This is a genomic window from Nonomuraea sp. KM90, assembly GCF_052246675.1.
GTDB lineage: Bacteria > Actinomycetota > Actinomycetes > Streptosporangiales > Streptosporangiaceae > Nonomuraea.
In genome coordinates, this window is record NZ_JBQQCB010000016.1 from 143,273 (window position 1) to 157,637 (window position 14,365).

Here is a 14,365-nt window from a genome sequence, read left to right on the forward strand (position 1 = left end):
GTCGGTATGACGATGCCCGCGGACCTCGACCTGTCGCAGATCCCGTTCTGGGGGCTGCCGCAGGCCGAGCGCATGGAGGCCTTCCGCAGGCTGCGCGAGCTCGACCGCCCGGTCTTCGTGCCGGAGCAGACGGTGCCGTTCATCGGTGGCGGGCCGGGCTACCACGCCCTGGTCCGCCACGCCGACGTGACCGAGGCCAGCAGGAACGCGGCCGTGTTCAGTAGCGAGCCGTGCTCCAACAGCATCCCCGACATGCCGCGCTGGCTGAGCGTCTACTTCGGCTCGATGATCAACATGGACGACCCGAGACACGCGAGGCTGAGGCGGATCGTCTCGCGGGCGTTCACGCCGCGCATCCTGTCGAAGATGGAGGAGGACCTGGCGCGGGCGGCCAGGGAGATCGTGGACCGGGCGATCGAGGAGGGTCCGGGCGACTTCGTCACGCAGGTGGCGGCCAGGCTCCCCGTACGAGTCATCTGCGACATGATGGGCATCCCCGCGAAATTTCATGACCTGGTGTTGCGGCGGACCAACGTCATCCTCGGCAACGCCGACTCCGAATACACCGGCATCGCCCCCGAGTTCGGCCGCGTCAACGTCGCCCGCGGCCTGGTCAGGCTGCTGCACGCCGGCTTCTCGCTCAACCGCCTGGCCGCCCGCCTGGGCGACGAGCGGCGCCGGCGGCCCACGGGCGACCTGGTCAGCCTCCTGGTCAACGGCGAGGAGCGGCTCAGCTCGCAGGAACTGGGCTCGTTCTTCATCCTGCTGGTGGTGGCGGGCAGCGAGACCACCCGCAACGCGATCGCGTACGGGCTCAAGCTCTTCACCGACCACCCCGGCCAGCGCGAGCTGTTGCTGGCCGACTTCGACGGCCGCATCGTCGGCGCCTGCGACGAGATCGTCCGCTACGCCACGCCGGTCATCCAGTTCCGCCGCACGCTGACCCGCGACCACGAGATGAACGGCACCGCGTACAAGAAGGGTGACAAGGTGTTGCTCTTCTACAACTCGGCCAACCGCGACGAGTCGGTGTTCGCGGACCCGGACACGTTCGACATCACCCGCGACCCCAACCCGCACGTCGGGTTCGGCGGCCCCGGCCCGCACTACTGCCTGGGCGCCCATCTCGCGCGCAGGGAGATGACCGTGATGTTCCGCGAGCTGTTCACCCGCCTGCCGGACATCAGGGCCGTGGGGGAGCCCGACTTCCTGCTGTCCAACTTCATCAACGGCGTCAAGCACCTCCGCTACACGTTCTGACCAGCGGGTGCCACGTGTTGTGCCACCCTCCGAGCGAGTCGAATGCTAGGTTTCGCAGTCATGGAGATCAGGACTATCCACGCCAATGGGGTGGAGTTCGCGTATCTGTCCTTGGGTGAGGGGCCGCTGGCGCTGTGCCTGCACGGCTTCCCTGACACCGCGCACACCTGGCGGCACCTGATGCCCGCGCTGGCCGAGCGCGGCTACCGCGCGGTCGCGCCGTTCCTGCGCGGCTACGCGCCCACGGAGGTCCCGGCCGACGGCGCCTACGAGGACGCGGCGCTGGTCGCCGACCTGCGCGCCCTGCACGAGGAGCTCGACGGCGGTGACGACGCCGTCGTCATCGGCCACGACTGGGGCAGCTTCCCGGTCTACGCCACGGCCGGTCGCTTCCGGCGCGCCGTCACGCTCGCGGTGCCGCCGCCGGGCTCGCTGGCGGGCGTGTTCTTCGACTACGAGCAGCTCAAGCGCTCGTTCTACATCTTCCTCTTCCAGACCGGCCTGGCGGAGGCGGCCGCCGCCACCCCCGGCTTCATCGACAACCTCTGGCGCGACTGGTCGCCCGGCTACGACGCCAGTGAGGACCTGGAGTTCGTCCGGCGCAGCCTCGGCGACCCGGCGAACCTGAGCGCGGCCATCGGCTACTACCGGGCCATGCTCGGCACCACGCCGCCCTCGGGCCGCTACCCGGCGGTCGAGCAGGGGGTCGCGGGTCCCGTCCTGTACCTGCACGGCGCCCAGGACGGGTGCCTGGGCGCCGAGCTGGTGAAGAACGCGCTCGACCACCTGCCGGAGGGCTCGCGGGCCGAGCAGGTGGCGGGCGCCGGGCACTTCCTCCACCTGGAACGGCCCGCCGAGGTCAACCGGCTCATCCTGGACTGGCTCGGCCCGGCCTCATGAGACGCTGAGGACCGCGATCACCGGGTGCTGCCCCGACAGGCTCACCCGGATCGTCTCCTCCACCGCGAACCCGCGCGGGATCTCGTCGTGGACCAGCGCCACGGCCAGCCCGCCGGGGGCCAGCACCCGCCGGACCTCCCGCCACAGCGGGGCGAGGCCGCCCGCGAGCCGCCCGGCCGGCGGCACCTGGCGGCCCCAGGGCGGGTTCACCAGCACGCGGTCCGCGCCCCCGGAGGCCACCGGGATCCGCCCCCCGTCGGCCACCGCCCAGGCGAACGACGCCCGGTGCTCCCCCGAGTTGGCCGTGGCGGCGGCGACGGCGGCCGGGTCGTGGTCGAAGCCCAGCATCCGCACGCCGGGCCCGGCCACCGCGCGGGCCTCGATGAGCGTGGTGCCCGCCCCGCAGCACGGGTCGAGCACCGTCCCGGCCCCGGCCGGCCGGGCGAGCTGCGCCATGGCGGCGGCCACCGGCGGGTGCAGCGTGCCCCGTACCGAGGCCGTCTTGTACGTCCTGCGGTGCAGCGGACGCCGTCCCGGCCGGACCGCGATGACCGCCTGGTCGCCCTCGATCGTGACCCGCCACGACATCGCGTCCAGCGGCGGCCGCCCGCCGTCCCGCCGTGAGTGGTACGGCACCCGCAGCGGCCGCGCCAGCTCCGTCCCCACCGCGTCCTCGATCTCGAACCTGGTGTAGTTGCGCCGTCCCACGAACGACGCCGACACCTCCAGCCCGTTGCCCGCCCGCGCCAGCGGTCCGGTGTCCAGCTCGCGCGCCGCCCTGGCCAGCCGGCCCAGCGCCGAGCGGTCGTGGCCGATCCCGTCGACCACGGCGGCGGCCAGCAGCACGTCGTCCGCCGTGCGCAGGCTCAGCAGGTCGGCCCCCGGCGGGGCCTCGAACCACACCTCGCGATGGCGCACACCGCGCACCACGCCGATGCGGGAACGTCTGATCTCCATGGCCACCAGGGGCTCGATACCACGCACGGCCCTGGCCACGGCAAAGGTAGCCAACTGTCCTTCTCCCACGTCGCGACCCGGGACGGCGGTCGCTCGGCCGTCCCGCATCGCCGGCGGTGGGTCGTCCGCGACCCGCCGGCGGATCGCTAGCGGAGGTAGAAGAAGGTCATGGAGGACACCTTAGGGACGCGGGGCACCGGGAGCCACAGGTTTTTTCCGCCTTCGTACGTACGGTGTACGTCGCACCCATTGACGTAAGTGGCTGCTTTTCCAATGATTGGGTCATGAGCGTCCTGGACTTCGACCTGTCGGACCGCGACTTCTGGGCCAAGCCCATGAGCGAGCGCGAGGAGGCGTTCGAGCGGTTGCGCGCGCGTGACACCCCGGCCTTCTTCGAGGAGATGGAGATGTCGTACGCGCCGCAGGGCCCGGGCTACTACGCGCTCGTCAAGCACGCCGACATCCTCGAGGCCAGCCGCAACCCGGAGATCTTCTGCTCGGGCGACGGCGGCGCGACCAACATCCCCGACATGCCGGCGGAGTTCGCCGAGTACTTCGGCTCCATGATCAACATGGACGACCCGCGGCACGCCCGGCTGCGCCGGATCGTCTCCCGCGCCTTCACGCCCAAGATGATCAAGCAGTTCGAGACCGACGTGGAGTCGGCGGCCGTCGGCATCGTCGACGACCTGGTGGCCAAGGGCCCCGGCTGCGACTTCGTGACCGAGGTCGCCGCCCGGCTGCCGCTGAAGATCATCTGCGACATGATGGGCATCCCCGAGCGCGACTACCAGTTCGTCTTCGACCGCTCCAACATCATCCTCGGCGGCTTCGACCCCGAATACACCGGCGGCGACCTCGAACAGCTCGCCGAGCGGCTGCTCAACGCCGGCATGGAGCTGCAGCAGCTCGTGCAGGACCTGGCCGCCCACCGCGCCGACAACCCCACCGGCGATCTGACCTCGTCCCTGGTCAACGCCAACATCGACGGCGAGCGGCTGACGATGCAGGAGCTGGGCTCGTTCTTCATCCTGCTGGTCGTGGCCGGCAACGAGACCACGCGCAACGCCATATCGTACGGCCTGCGCCTGCTCACCAAGAACCCCGACCAGCGCGCGCTCTGGCTGGAGGACATCGACGGCCGCGCGCCCGGGGCCGTGGAGGAGATCGTCCGGCTGGCCTCCCCGGTGAACTTCATGCGCCGCAAGGTCACCAGGGACTTCGAGATGAACGGGCACCTCTACCGCAAGGGCCAGAAGGCGGTGCTGTTCTACTGGGCGGCGAACAGGGACGAGGCCGTGTTCGCCGACCCGCTGCGCTTCGACATCACCCGCCACCCCAACCCGCACGTCGGCTACGGCGGCCCCGGCCCCCACTTCTGCCTCGGCGCCCACCTGGCCAGGCGCGAGATCACGGTGATGTTCCGCGAGCTGCTGCGCCGCGTGCCGGCCATCGAGGGCGGCCGGCCGGACCGGCTGCACTCCAGCTTCATCAACGGGATCAAGCACATGGAGTGCAGCTTCTAGCGGCGGCCGTCAGGACTGGCCGGCCAGCCTCATCTGGTTCATCACCGTGCGGATGTCGGGCAGGAGCTGCTTGCTGTCCGACGGGATCGACATGTAGACGATGGCCGGCACGTTCGCGCCGGTGTTGACGGCCATCGTCACGATCGTGGCCTTCTCGGTCTCCGAGGTCAGCGAGTACGCGATCAGCCGCCCCGTCTGGCCGTTCACCTTGATCGGCTGCTGGGCGATCTTGCGGACCTTGTTGTCCGGCGGGAAGAAGCGCTTGCGGGCGCTCAGCACGACCTGCTTGATCACCGGCTCCAGGTTGTCCTGCTCGTAGTACGAGGCCAGCCTCGGCGACAGCGGGCCGACCAGCAGCTCGGCGTACTTCTCCGGCGCCACCTGGACGTACTGGCGGCTGTCGAAGCCGTACGTGCCCTTGACCGTGGCGCGCTGGTCGAGCTGCCACGTGCCGCCCAGGCGCGGGATCGAGACCCCGGCGGCGGCGACGGGAACGCGGCCGATCACGGGGGCGGCCCGGCCGGAGTATTTCGGCAGCGGGCCGATCGAGGTCGACGTCTTGGTGGTCTTCGGCTCCTGCGACGCCGTGGCCTTGCCGCCCGCCACGTTCGCGCTCGACGGCTTCTCGCCGGCCAGCGGCCCCCACAGGAACGCCCACAGCAGCGCGGCGACCAGCGCGATCGCCACGGAGCCGCCGAGGGCGTAGATCCAGATGGGCTTGCCCGGCTCGTCGTCGTCCAAGGAGTCCTGCTCGCCCATGGACTGGTAGTTGTCGCCGAAGACGGTGTTCCAGAGCTCCTGCTGGCGCTCGGGTGGCGGGGTGCGGGAGCCGCTGATCTGGCCGGCCGTGACGAACCGGTGCTCCGGGTCGGAGGGGTCGCGGCTCAGGTTCGAGCCGGGGCGGCCGGACTGGTCCTCGCCGGGAGGCGCGCCGACGTGCGCGGAGTCCATGGGGGTGGAGGGGACGGCGCGGTCGTTCAGCAGGTTCTCGGAGTGCTGGGCGTAGGTGACCGTGCGCTCCTCGGCCGGGTGGCCCTGGGGCGGCGGCTGGGGACCGGACGGCCCGTCCTGCGGCGGGGCGGCCGGCGGCGCGGTGTGCGGGCCGGTGTGCGGGGCGGCCTGCGGGGGGCTCAGGTTGCCGGCCGGGGCGTTCAGGCTGTCGTACATCATCGTGTGCTCGGCCGACGGGTCGGCCGCCGCCGCGCGCTCGGCCTGGGGCCAGGGGGCGGGGCTGGAGAGGTTGGACCACGCGCCGGGGGAGGGGGTGGGCGGCTGCGCCCACGCGGGCACCGGGTCCGGGACGACCGGCTGGCCGGGCGGGGGCGCGGGGAGGCCCGGCGAGGACGCGTCCTGCCAGGGCGCCGGCCCCGCCGCGCCCGGCGCGGAAGCGTCCTGCCAGGGGGCGGGCCCGGTGCTGTGCGCGGAAGCGTCCTGCCAGGGGGCAGGCCCGGTGCTCTGCGGCGGCGCGTCCGGCCACGCGATGGGCACGTCGTGCGGCGAGCCCTCGGGCCGGCCCCCGTTCTGGCGGGGCGCGTCGGGCCAGGACGGTCCCTGCGCGGGCGCGTCGGGCCACGACGAAGGGCCGGCCGGGCCGGTGCGGGAGGCGCCCGGGGGCTCCGGCCAGGAGGTGTCCTTGCGCGGCGGCTCCGGCCAGGACGGCTCCGGCTGGGCCGGCCTGGGGGACTCGGGCCAGGACGTGGGGACCTCGGCCGGGGGGGAGTCCGGCCAGGAGGGCGCCGCGTCGCGTCGTGGTGCCTCCGGCCAGGACGATGGCAGGTGAGGTCCGGAATTCTCCGTTGCCATTGCTGCCGGCCCTCCCGAGGTTGTGTCCGGATGTCCCGTTATATCCGGATTTGACGTGTCACGCATGATCTCATGGGATTTTCCAGGAGACCCAGGTGGTTCCGCAGCGAAACGAGCGAAGCCATGTGGATCGGTGGGCGGGTCCTGCAACGGCAGGCCGCCCTCCGGTCGATCAGGCTCAGCTGGGTATACCACGGCGACAAGGCTATTCTTGTGGGACGAATGAGGTCACAACGGATACATCACCATCAGGTCTCACCGGACCTGAAGAGACCATTGTGCCCGCGGACCTCGATCGAGTTTCTGCATTCAGCCGAAGACGTGCGCTAGGCTTGACACGTGCGTTCCGCGACCCTGCTTCTTAGCGGGCCGCGACGGCCCTGAGCACTCGCCGTCGCGGCTTCACCCCTCGTTGTGTGCGCGAGGGGTTTTCTTATGGGTCCGAATCAAGCCAGAAGGACAGTAGCCGTGAGTGAGTACGACCCGCAGGCGCTGCAGGCCAAGTGGCAGCAGCGATGGGAGGAGCAGGACACCTACCGGGCGAGCGAGGACGCCGCGGACACCCGCGAGCGGCGCTACATGCTCGACATGTTCCCCTACCCGTCCGGCGACCTGCACATGGGCCACGGCGAGGTGTTCGCCATCGGCGACGTCGTCGCGCGCTTCTGGATGCAGAAGGGCTACAACGTCCTGCACCCGATCGGCTGGGACTCCTTCGGCCTGCCCGCGGAGAACGCGGCGATCAAGCGCAACGCCCACCCCGCCGAGTGGACCTACGCCAACATCGAGACGCAGGCCACCTCGTTCCGGCGCTACGGCATCGCCTTCGACTGGTCGCGCCGCCTGCACACCAGCGACCCCGACTACTACCGCTGGAACCAGTGGCTGTTCAACCGCTTCTTCGAGCGCGGCCTGGCCTACCGCAAGGGCGGCCTGGTCAACTGGTGCCCCAACGACCAGACGGTGCTGGCCAACGAGCAGGTCGTGGCCGGCAAGTGCGAGCGCTGCGGCGCCGACGTCATCCGCCGCGAGCTGACGCAGTGGTACTTCAAGATCACTGACTACGCGAACCGCCTGCTGGACGACATGGAGCAGCTGGAGGGCTGGCCCGAGCGGCTGCTGACCATGCAGCGCAACTGGATCGGCCGCTCCGAGGGCGCCGACGTGCTGTTCGAGATCGAGGGCCGCGACGCGCCGGTCCACGTCTACACCACGCGCCCAGACACGCTGTACGGCGCCACGTTCTTCGTGGTCGCCGCCGACGCCGCGCTGGCCGACGAGATCGTCACCGACGATCAGCGCCCGGCGTTCGAGGCCTACCGCGCCGAGGTCGCCAAGCTGAGCGACATCGAGCGGCTGTCCACCGACAAGGAGAAGACCGGCGTCTTCCTGGGCCGCCACGCGATCAACCCGGTCAACGGCGAGCGCATCCCGGTCTGGGCGGCCGACTACGTGCTGTCCGACTACGGCCACGGCGCCATCATGGCCGTGCCCGCCCACGACCAGCGCGACCTGGACTTCGCCCGCAAGTTCGACCTGCCGGTGAAGGTCGTCGTGCACACCGGCCTGGCCGACCCGGGCGAGACCGGCGAGGCCACGCCCGGCGAGGGCACGCTGGTCAACTCCGGCCCGCTGGACGGCCTGGCCAAGACCGAGGCGATCACCAAGATCATCGAGATGCTGGAGGTCGAGGGCAAGGGCGCCGGCGCGGTCAACTTCCGGCTGCGCGACTGGCTGCTGTCCCGGCAGCGCTACTGGGGCACGCCGATCCCGATCATCCACTGCCCCGACTGCGGCGAGGTGCCCGTCCCCGACGAGCAGCTGCCCGTCACGCTGCCCGACCTGCGCGGCGAGGCGCTGGCGCCCAAGGGCGTCTCCCCGCTGGCCAGCGCCACGGAGTGGGTCAACGTCGAGTGCCCCAAGTGCTCCGGGCCGGCCAAGCGCGACACCGACACGATGGACACGTTCGTCGACTCGTCGTGGTATTTCCTGCGTTACTGCTCGCCGGGCTACACCGACGGCCCGTTCGACCCCGAGCAGGTGCGTAAGTGGGGCCCGATCGACCAGTACGTCGGCGGCATCGAGCACGCGGTGCTGCACCTGCTGTATTCGCGCTTCTTCACCAAGGTCCTGCACGACATGGGCATGGTGGACTTCACCGAGCCGTTCGTCCGCATGCTGAACCAGGGCCAGGTGATCAACGGCGGCAAGGCCATGTCGAAGTCCCTGGGCAACGGCGTGGACCTGGGCCAGCAGATCGACGACTTCGGCGTGGACGCCGTACGCCTGACCATGGTGTTCGCCGGGCCGCCCGAGGACGACATCGACTGGGCCGACCTGTCGCCGGCCGCGTCGCAGAAGTTCCTGGCCCGCGCGCTGCGCGTGATGTCGGAGGTCGCCAGCGAGCCGGGCGTCCCGTTCGCGGACGGTGACGTCGAGCTGCGCAAGGTGACCCACCACACGATCGACGAGGTTACGAAGCTGGTCGAGTCCTACCGCTTCAACGTCGCGGTGGCGCGCATGATGGAGCTGACCTCGGCCGCGCGCAAGGCCATCGACTCCGGCTGCGGGCCCGCCGACCCGGCGGTGCGCGAGGCCGCCGAGTCGCTGGCGGTCATGCTGTCGCTGGTGGCCCCCTACACCGCCGAGGAGGGCTGGGAGCGGCTGGGCCGCACCGGGTCCGTCGCGTTCGGCGGGTGGCCGGTGGCCGACCCCGCGCTGCTGGTGCAGGAGTCGGTCACCTGCGTGGTGCAGGTGGCGGGCAAGGTGCGCGACCGGCTGGAGGTGCCGCCGGGCATCGCCGAGGACGAGCTGCGGGAGCTGGCGCTGTCCTCGGACAAGGTCGCCCCCTACCTCCAGGGCATGCCGCGCAAGGTGATCGTGCGGGCGCCCAAGCTGGTCAACATCGTCCCGTAGTCACAGTTCGCGCAAGGCCGGCAGCAGCTCCTTCTCCGCCCACTCGAAGAAGGGCTGCTGCTGGTCGTGCCCGATCTGGACGAGCGCCACGTGCGTGTATCCGGCCTCGGTGAACTTCCGGACGCTCTGCACGACGGCGTCCACGTCGTTGCCGCAGGGCACGTTCTGGGCGACGTCGTCCGGGCGCACCGTGCCGGCGGCCGCGGTGAAGTTCACCGGTCCCGGCAGCTCGGCCATGACCTTCCAGCCGCCGACGCTCGCCCAGCGCCACAGCTCGTGCGCGCGCTGCTTGGCGGCCTCGGCGTCGGTGTCGTACGCGATGGCGAGCTGCCCGTAGACCGGCTTGCCCTGCCCGCCGGCGGCGTTGAACTGCTGGACCACCTCGGGCATCGGCTCGTTGACCACCAGCACGTCGCCGAGCTCCGCGGCGATCTCGGCCGACTGACCGCCCGAGGCGGCGATGCCGATGGGGACGGGGGTGTCCGGCAGGTCGTACAACTTGGCCGAGTCCACGTCGTAGAACTCGCCCTGGTAGGTGATGTACTCCCCGCTGAAGAGCTCCCTGATGATCTGCACGGCCTCGGCGAACATCTGGTGCCGGGTGTCCACGGGCGGCCAGCCCTCGCCGATGACGTGCTCGTTGAGGTTCTCACCGGCGCCGAGGCCCAGCGTGAACCTGCCCTGGCTCAGCACGCCCATCGTGGCCGCCTTCTGCGCCACCACGGCCGGGTGGTAGCGCATGATCGGACAGGTCACGTACGTCATGAGTGGCAACTGCTCGGTGACCTGGGCGGCCGCGCCGAGCACCGACCAGCAGTAGGGCGAGTGCCCCATCTCCTCGAGCCACGGGAAATAGTGATCGGAGATGACGGCGTAGTCGAAGCCGATCCGCTCGGCCGCGGCGGCGTAGTCGACCAGCTCGCGGGCCGGGGTCTGTTCGGACATCAAGGTGTAGCCGATTTGTACCATGCGTCCGGGCTACCCGACTTTGTCAACGTTAGCGGTCAAAGAACGGAGATCAATGGCGGCCGCGGGCGCGCAGCTCCTCGACCATCAGGCCCAGGCCGATGCCCAGCAGCCAGACGTCCTTGGCGACGGCGGTGCCCCCGGGGCTCGGCCGCAGGCTGCCCTCCTGGCGCATCGCGGGCGTGCCGAGATACATGCCGAGCAGCCCCGCCGCGAACCCGGTCAGCGCCGCCCCCGCCAGCAACGACGGCACGAACGGCACCAGCATCGCCGTGCCGACGGCGATCTGGCTCTTCGACAGCAGCCGGACGAAGACGGCCGGGTCCATGCGGCGCAGGAACGGGTAGGGGCCCGCGGCCATGCCGTGCAGGGAGGCGGCGGTCTCCTCGTCGGCGTGCGCCAGGTCCAGCCCGGAGCTCAGGATGAAGGCCCCGGCGGCCAGGCGGGGCGGGAGCTGATGCGTACGGGCGAAGATCTTCATGATTCCTCACAGGGTGGGAAATCGGGCATATCCCCCCTTCCCTGCACGTACATCCGCATCCCGGACTTGGTCATTCCCGGGCCGTCGTACGTCCGCCCGGGGAGGAATCCATGGGCTCCTCTTGGCATCTCGCACTAGTGTGCAGCTGTGGCAACTGGCGCATATCTGAGATACCCGCACCTGCACGATGACCTGGTCACCTTCGTCGTCGACGACGATGTCTGGCTCGCTCCGCGGGCCGGGGGACGCGCGTGGCGATTCACCGCCGACCGCGTACCGGTGGCATATCCGAGGTTCTCGCCCGACGGCGCACGCATCGCCTGGACCAGCACCAAAGAGGGTGCTCCCGAGGTGTTCGCGGCCGAGGTCGACGGAGCCGAGGGCGAGCGGCTGACCCACTGGGGCGACGCCACGACCTCGGTCCGCGGGTGGACCGCGGACGGCGACGTGCTCGCGGTCAGCGCGACGGGAGAGGGCTCCCGCAGCAGACGCTGGGCGTACGCGGTGCCGCTCGACGGAGGTCCGGCCACGCGGCTGCCGTACGGGTGGGTGAGCGAGGCGGCCGTCAGCGGCGGGAAGGTGGCCACCGTCTCGTCGATCTGGCGCGAGCCCTCGCAGTGGAAGCGATACCGGGGCGGTACGGCGGGCAAGCTCTGGGTGGACGCCGAGGGCGACGGGGAGTTCACCAGGCTGTTCGCCGACAGCACGGCGCAATACTGGTCGGTGAGCTGGGTCGGGGACCGGATCGTGTTCCTGTCCGACGCCGACGGCGTCGGCAACCTCTACTCCGCCCTGCCCGACGGGTCCGACCTGCGCAAGCACAGCTCCCACGAGGAGTTCTACGCCCGGCACGCCGTCAGTGACGGCGAGCGGGTGATCTACGGCCACGCCGGGGACCTGTGGCTGCTGGAGAGCCTGGACGATGAGCCCCACCCGCTGGAGATCCGGCTGGGCGGGCCGCGACCGGGGCGGGCCAGGCGGCTGGTGCCCACGCGGGTCGGCTCGTTCTCACCGGACGTCACCGGGCGGGCCAGCGCGGTGGAGATCCGCGGGACCGCGCACTGGGTCACCCACCGCGACGGGCCCGCGGGCGCGCTGCGGGCACAGCCGGGCGTGCGCGTCCGCCTGCCTCGGGTGCTCGACGCCGACGGCAAGGCCATGTGGGTGTCCGACGCGAGCGGGGAGGACGGGCTGGAGATCGGCACCCCGGGCGGCGAGGTCAGGACCATGGCCGCCGGACAGCTCGGGCGGGTGCTGGAGCTGGTCGCGGCGCCCGACGGCAAGCACGTGGCCGTGGCCACGCACGACGGGCGGCTGCTGGTCGTTGACCTCGCCACCGAGAACGTCAGGGAGCTCGACCGGACCGACGAGGGCGACGTGAGCGGGCTGGCGTTCTCGCCCGACTCCGGGTGGCTGGCCTGGGAGCACCCGCACCACCGGCGGCTGACCCAGATCAGGATGGGGCGGGTGGACGGGACCTCGGTGATCGAGGTCACCCCCGCCCGGTTCGCCGACTACGACCCCGTGTTCACCAAGGACGGCAAGCACCTGGCGTTCCTGTCGGTCCGGACGTTCGACCCGGTCTACGACGCGCACGTCTTCGACCTGTCCTTCCCCCAGGGCTGCAAGCCGTACATCGTGCCCTTGCAGGCCACCACGCCCTCGCCGTTCGACCCCTCGCTGCAGGGGCGCGGGTTCAACGGCGAGGACGACAAACCCTCGAAGGACGACAAGAAGGACGACACGCCGCCGCGCACCGAGGTCGATCCCGACGGGCTGGCCTCCCGCGTCGTGCCGGTGCCCGTGCCCGCGGCCGGCTACGGCAACCTGCGCACCGCCAAGGACGCGCTGCTCTGGCTGCGCTACCCGCTCACCGGGCAGCTCGGCGACGGCACCGAGCAGAGCGCGGAGACCGTGCTCGAACGCTATGACCTCAAGAAGCGCGCCAAGGCCGAGCTGGCCAGGGAGGTGCGCGCGTTCGAGGTCAGCGGCGACGGCTCCAGGCTCGTCACCAACGGCAAGAACGGCCTGCAGACCCGCGCCGCGAGCGAGGGCGACGAGGTCGTCACCATCGACCTCGACCGGATCAACGTCCAGATCGACCCGATCGCCGAGTGGCGGCAGGGCTTCCGCGAGGCCGGGCGGCTCATGCGCGACCACTTCTGGCGCGAGGACATGAACGGCGTCGACTGGCAGGGCGTCCTCGACCGCTACGAGCCGCTGGTCGACCGCATCGGCTCCCACTCCGAGCTGATCGACCTGCTCTGGGAGACGCAGGGCGAGCTGGGCACCTCCCACGCCTACGCCGTGGCCAACGGCTCCGGCGCCGACCCCCGGCGCCGCCAGGGGCTGCTCGGCGCCGACCTGGCCAGGGACGGCGACGGGGTGTGGCGGGTCGTGCGCATCCTGCCCGGCGAGTCGTCCGACCACGCCGCCCGCTCGCCGCTGCTCGCGCCCGGCGTCGCGATCCGTGCCGGCGACGCGATCCTCGCGGTGGGCGGGCGCCCGGTCGATCCGGTACGCGGCCCGCTGCCCCTGCTGGCCGGCACCGCCAACCAGCCCGTCGAGCTCACCGTGCGGCACGCCTCCGGCGGCGACGTGCGCCGGGTCGTGGTCAGCCCGATCGCCGACGAGGGCCAGCTCCGCTACCACGAGTGGGTGGAGAGCCGGCGGGCCCACGTCAGGCAGGCGTCCGGCGGGCGGCTCGGCTACCTGCACGTGCCCGACATGGTGGCCTCCGGGTGGGCGCAGTTCCACCGCGACCTGCGCACCGAGATGGCCTTCGAGGGGCTGGTCGTGGACGTGCGCGAGAACAGCGGCGGGCACCTGTCGGAGCTGGTGCTGGAGAAGCTGTCCCGCAAGGTCACCGGCTGGGCGCACGCCCGCTGGTACCAGCCGAGACGCTACCCCGACGACTCGCCCCGGGGGCCGGTGGTGACGGTCACGGACGAGTTCGCGGGCTCCGACGGCGACATCGTGAGCGCGGGCATCAAGAACCGCGGGATCGGGCCGCTGGTGGGGACGCGGACGTGGGGCGGGGTGATCGGGATCGACTCGCGCTACTCGCTCGTGGACGGCACCCGGGTGACGCAGCCGCGCTACTCGTTCTGGCTCGACGGGCCGGGGTGGGGGGTGGAGAACTACGGGGTCGATCCGGACATCGAGGTGGTGATCACGCCGCAGGACCGGGTGGCGGGGCGGGATCCGCAGCTCGACAAGGCGATCGAGCTCGCCCTCGCCGCCATCGAGCAGCACCCGGCAGCCACCCCACCGGCCCTGCCCCCACTGCCCTGACCCTGGGCCGTCCCGGGGCTCGCGCGGTCGCCGCTCGCACGCCGACGGCGACCCGCGCGAGCCTCGGGCACCGGCCGCCCGCCCGCGGCCTCCAGCCGGCCGCAGTGGGTCTCCGGCCGGCTGCTGCGGGCTCCCCGCTGCTCCTCCCCGCCACGCCCGCCGCCGACGGTCGCTGTGTGCCTGTTGCCGAGGGCGCGCCCATCCCAGCGGCCGCTGCGGGCTTTCCGTCGGTCCTTTCACTCTTCTCCCCCCTTCAAGGACC

General features: G+C 71.4%; 9 protein-coding genes. 5 read left to right on the top strand and 4 right to left on the bottom strand.

The genetic code is table 11. The features are described 5' to 3' along the window. The first annotated feature begins 6 nt into the window (after positions 1–6). Positions 7–1,260, top strand: coding sequence for a cytochrome P450 (locus ACTWPW_RS19965; protein ID WP_375115248.1), 1,254 nt, complete (start codon positions 7–9; stop codon positions 1,258–1,260). A gap of 60 nt (positions 1,261–1,320) precedes the next feature. Further along, complete coding sequence (locus ACTWPW_RS19970; protein WP_375115249.1) at positions 1,321–2,160, top strand: alpha/beta fold hydrolase; 840 nt, start codon at positions 1,321–1,323, stop codon at positions 2,158–2,160. Here ACTWPW_RS19970 and ACTWPW_RS19975 read toward each other — a convergent pair. Continuing rightward, the gene (locus ACTWPW_RS19975; protein ID WP_443169540.1) at positions 2,155–3,171 is read right to left on the bottom strand and encodes a methyltransferase domain-containing protein; all 1,017 of its coding nucleotides are present in this window, start codon (positions 3,169–3,171) and stop codon (positions 2,155–2,157) included. The two genes, ACTWPW_RS19970 and ACTWPW_RS19975, sit on opposite strands and share 6 nt — an antisense overlap. A 230-nt stretch (positions 3,172–3,401) precedes the next feature. Between ACTWPW_RS19975 and ACTWPW_RS19980 the strand changes: the two genes are divergently transcribed. Then, positions 3,402–4,643: a cytochrome P450 gene (locus ACTWPW_RS19980; RefSeq protein ID WP_375115251.1), complete on the top strand. Its 1,242-nt coding sequence runs from the start codon at positions 3,402–3,404 to the stop codon at positions 4,641–4,643. Between the two features lie 9 nt (positions 4,644–4,652). Here ACTWPW_RS19980 and ACTWPW_RS19985 read toward each other — a convergent pair whose 3' ends face one another. Beyond that, positions 4,653–6,446: a hypothetical protein gene (locus ACTWPW_RS19985; protein WP_443169541.1), complete on the bottom strand. Its 1,794-nt coding sequence runs from the start codon at positions 6,444–6,446 to the stop codon at positions 4,653–4,655. Positions 6,447–6,881: 435 nt separating this feature from the next. Between ACTWPW_RS19985 and leuS the strand changes: the two genes are divergently transcribed. Continuing rightward, on the top strand, positions 6,882–9,362 hold the full coding sequence (gene leuS, locus ACTWPW_RS19990; protein ID WP_375115253.1) for a leucine--tRNA ligase: 2,481 nt from the start codon (positions 6,882–6,884) through the stop codon (positions 9,360–9,362). Here the strand turns inward: leuS and ACTWPW_RS19995 are convergent, their stop codons facing one another. Together ACTWPW_RS19995 and ACTWPW_RS20000 are read right to left on the bottom strand one after the other, a co-directional pair. After that, on the bottom strand, positions 9,363–10,331 hold the full coding sequence (locus tag ACTWPW_RS19995; RefSeq protein WP_443169542.1) for a TIGR03557 family F420-dependent LLM class oxidoreductase: 969 nt from the start codon (positions 10,329–10,331) through the stop codon (positions 9,363–9,365). It lies immediately after the preceding gene. 49 nt (positions 10,332–10,380) lie between these two features. Next, on the bottom strand, positions 10,381–10,809 hold the full coding sequence (locus tag ACTWPW_RS20000; protein ID WP_375115255.1) for a hypothetical protein: 429 nt from the start codon (positions 10,807–10,809) through the stop codon (positions 10,381–10,383). Positions 10,810–10,956: 147 nt separating this feature from the next. Here ACTWPW_RS20000 and ACTWPW_RS20005 point away from each other — a divergent pair, with 147 nt between their 5' ends. Beyond that, entirely contained in the window at positions 10,957–14,103 is a 3,147-nt protein-coding gene (locus ACTWPW_RS20005) for a S41 family peptidase (protein ID WP_443169543.1), read from the top strand. Positions 14,104–14,365: the final 262 nt, after the last annotated feature.

Coding starts and splice junctions, on each gene's coding strand:
- ACTWPW_RS19965 (WP_375115248.1), top strand. CDS start 7: ATGACGATGCCCGCGGACCTCGACCTGTCGCAGATCCCGTTCTGGGGG.
- ACTWPW_RS19970 (WP_375115249.1), top strand. CDS start 1,321: ATGGAGATCAGGACTATCCACGCCAATGGGGTGGAGTTCGCGTATCTG.
- ACTWPW_RS19980 (WP_375115251.1), top strand. CDS start 3,402: ATGAGCGTCCTGGACTTCGACCTGTCGGACCGCGACTTCTGGGCCAAG.
- ACTWPW_RS19985 (WP_443169541.1), bottom strand. CDS start 6,446: ATGGCAACGGAGAATTCCGGACCTCACCTGCCATCGTCCTGGCCGGAG.
- leuS (WP_375115253.1), top strand. CDS start 6,882: ATGGGTCCGAATCAAGCCAGAAGGACAGTAGCCGTGAGTGAGTACGAC.
- ACTWPW_RS19995 (WP_443169542.1), bottom strand. CDS start 10,331: ATGGTACAAATCGGCTACACCTTGATGTCCGAACAGACCCCGGCCCGC.
- ACTWPW_RS20000 (WP_375115255.1), bottom strand. CDS start 10,809: ATGAAGATCTTCGCCCGTACGCATCAGCTCCCGCCCCGCCTGGCCGCC.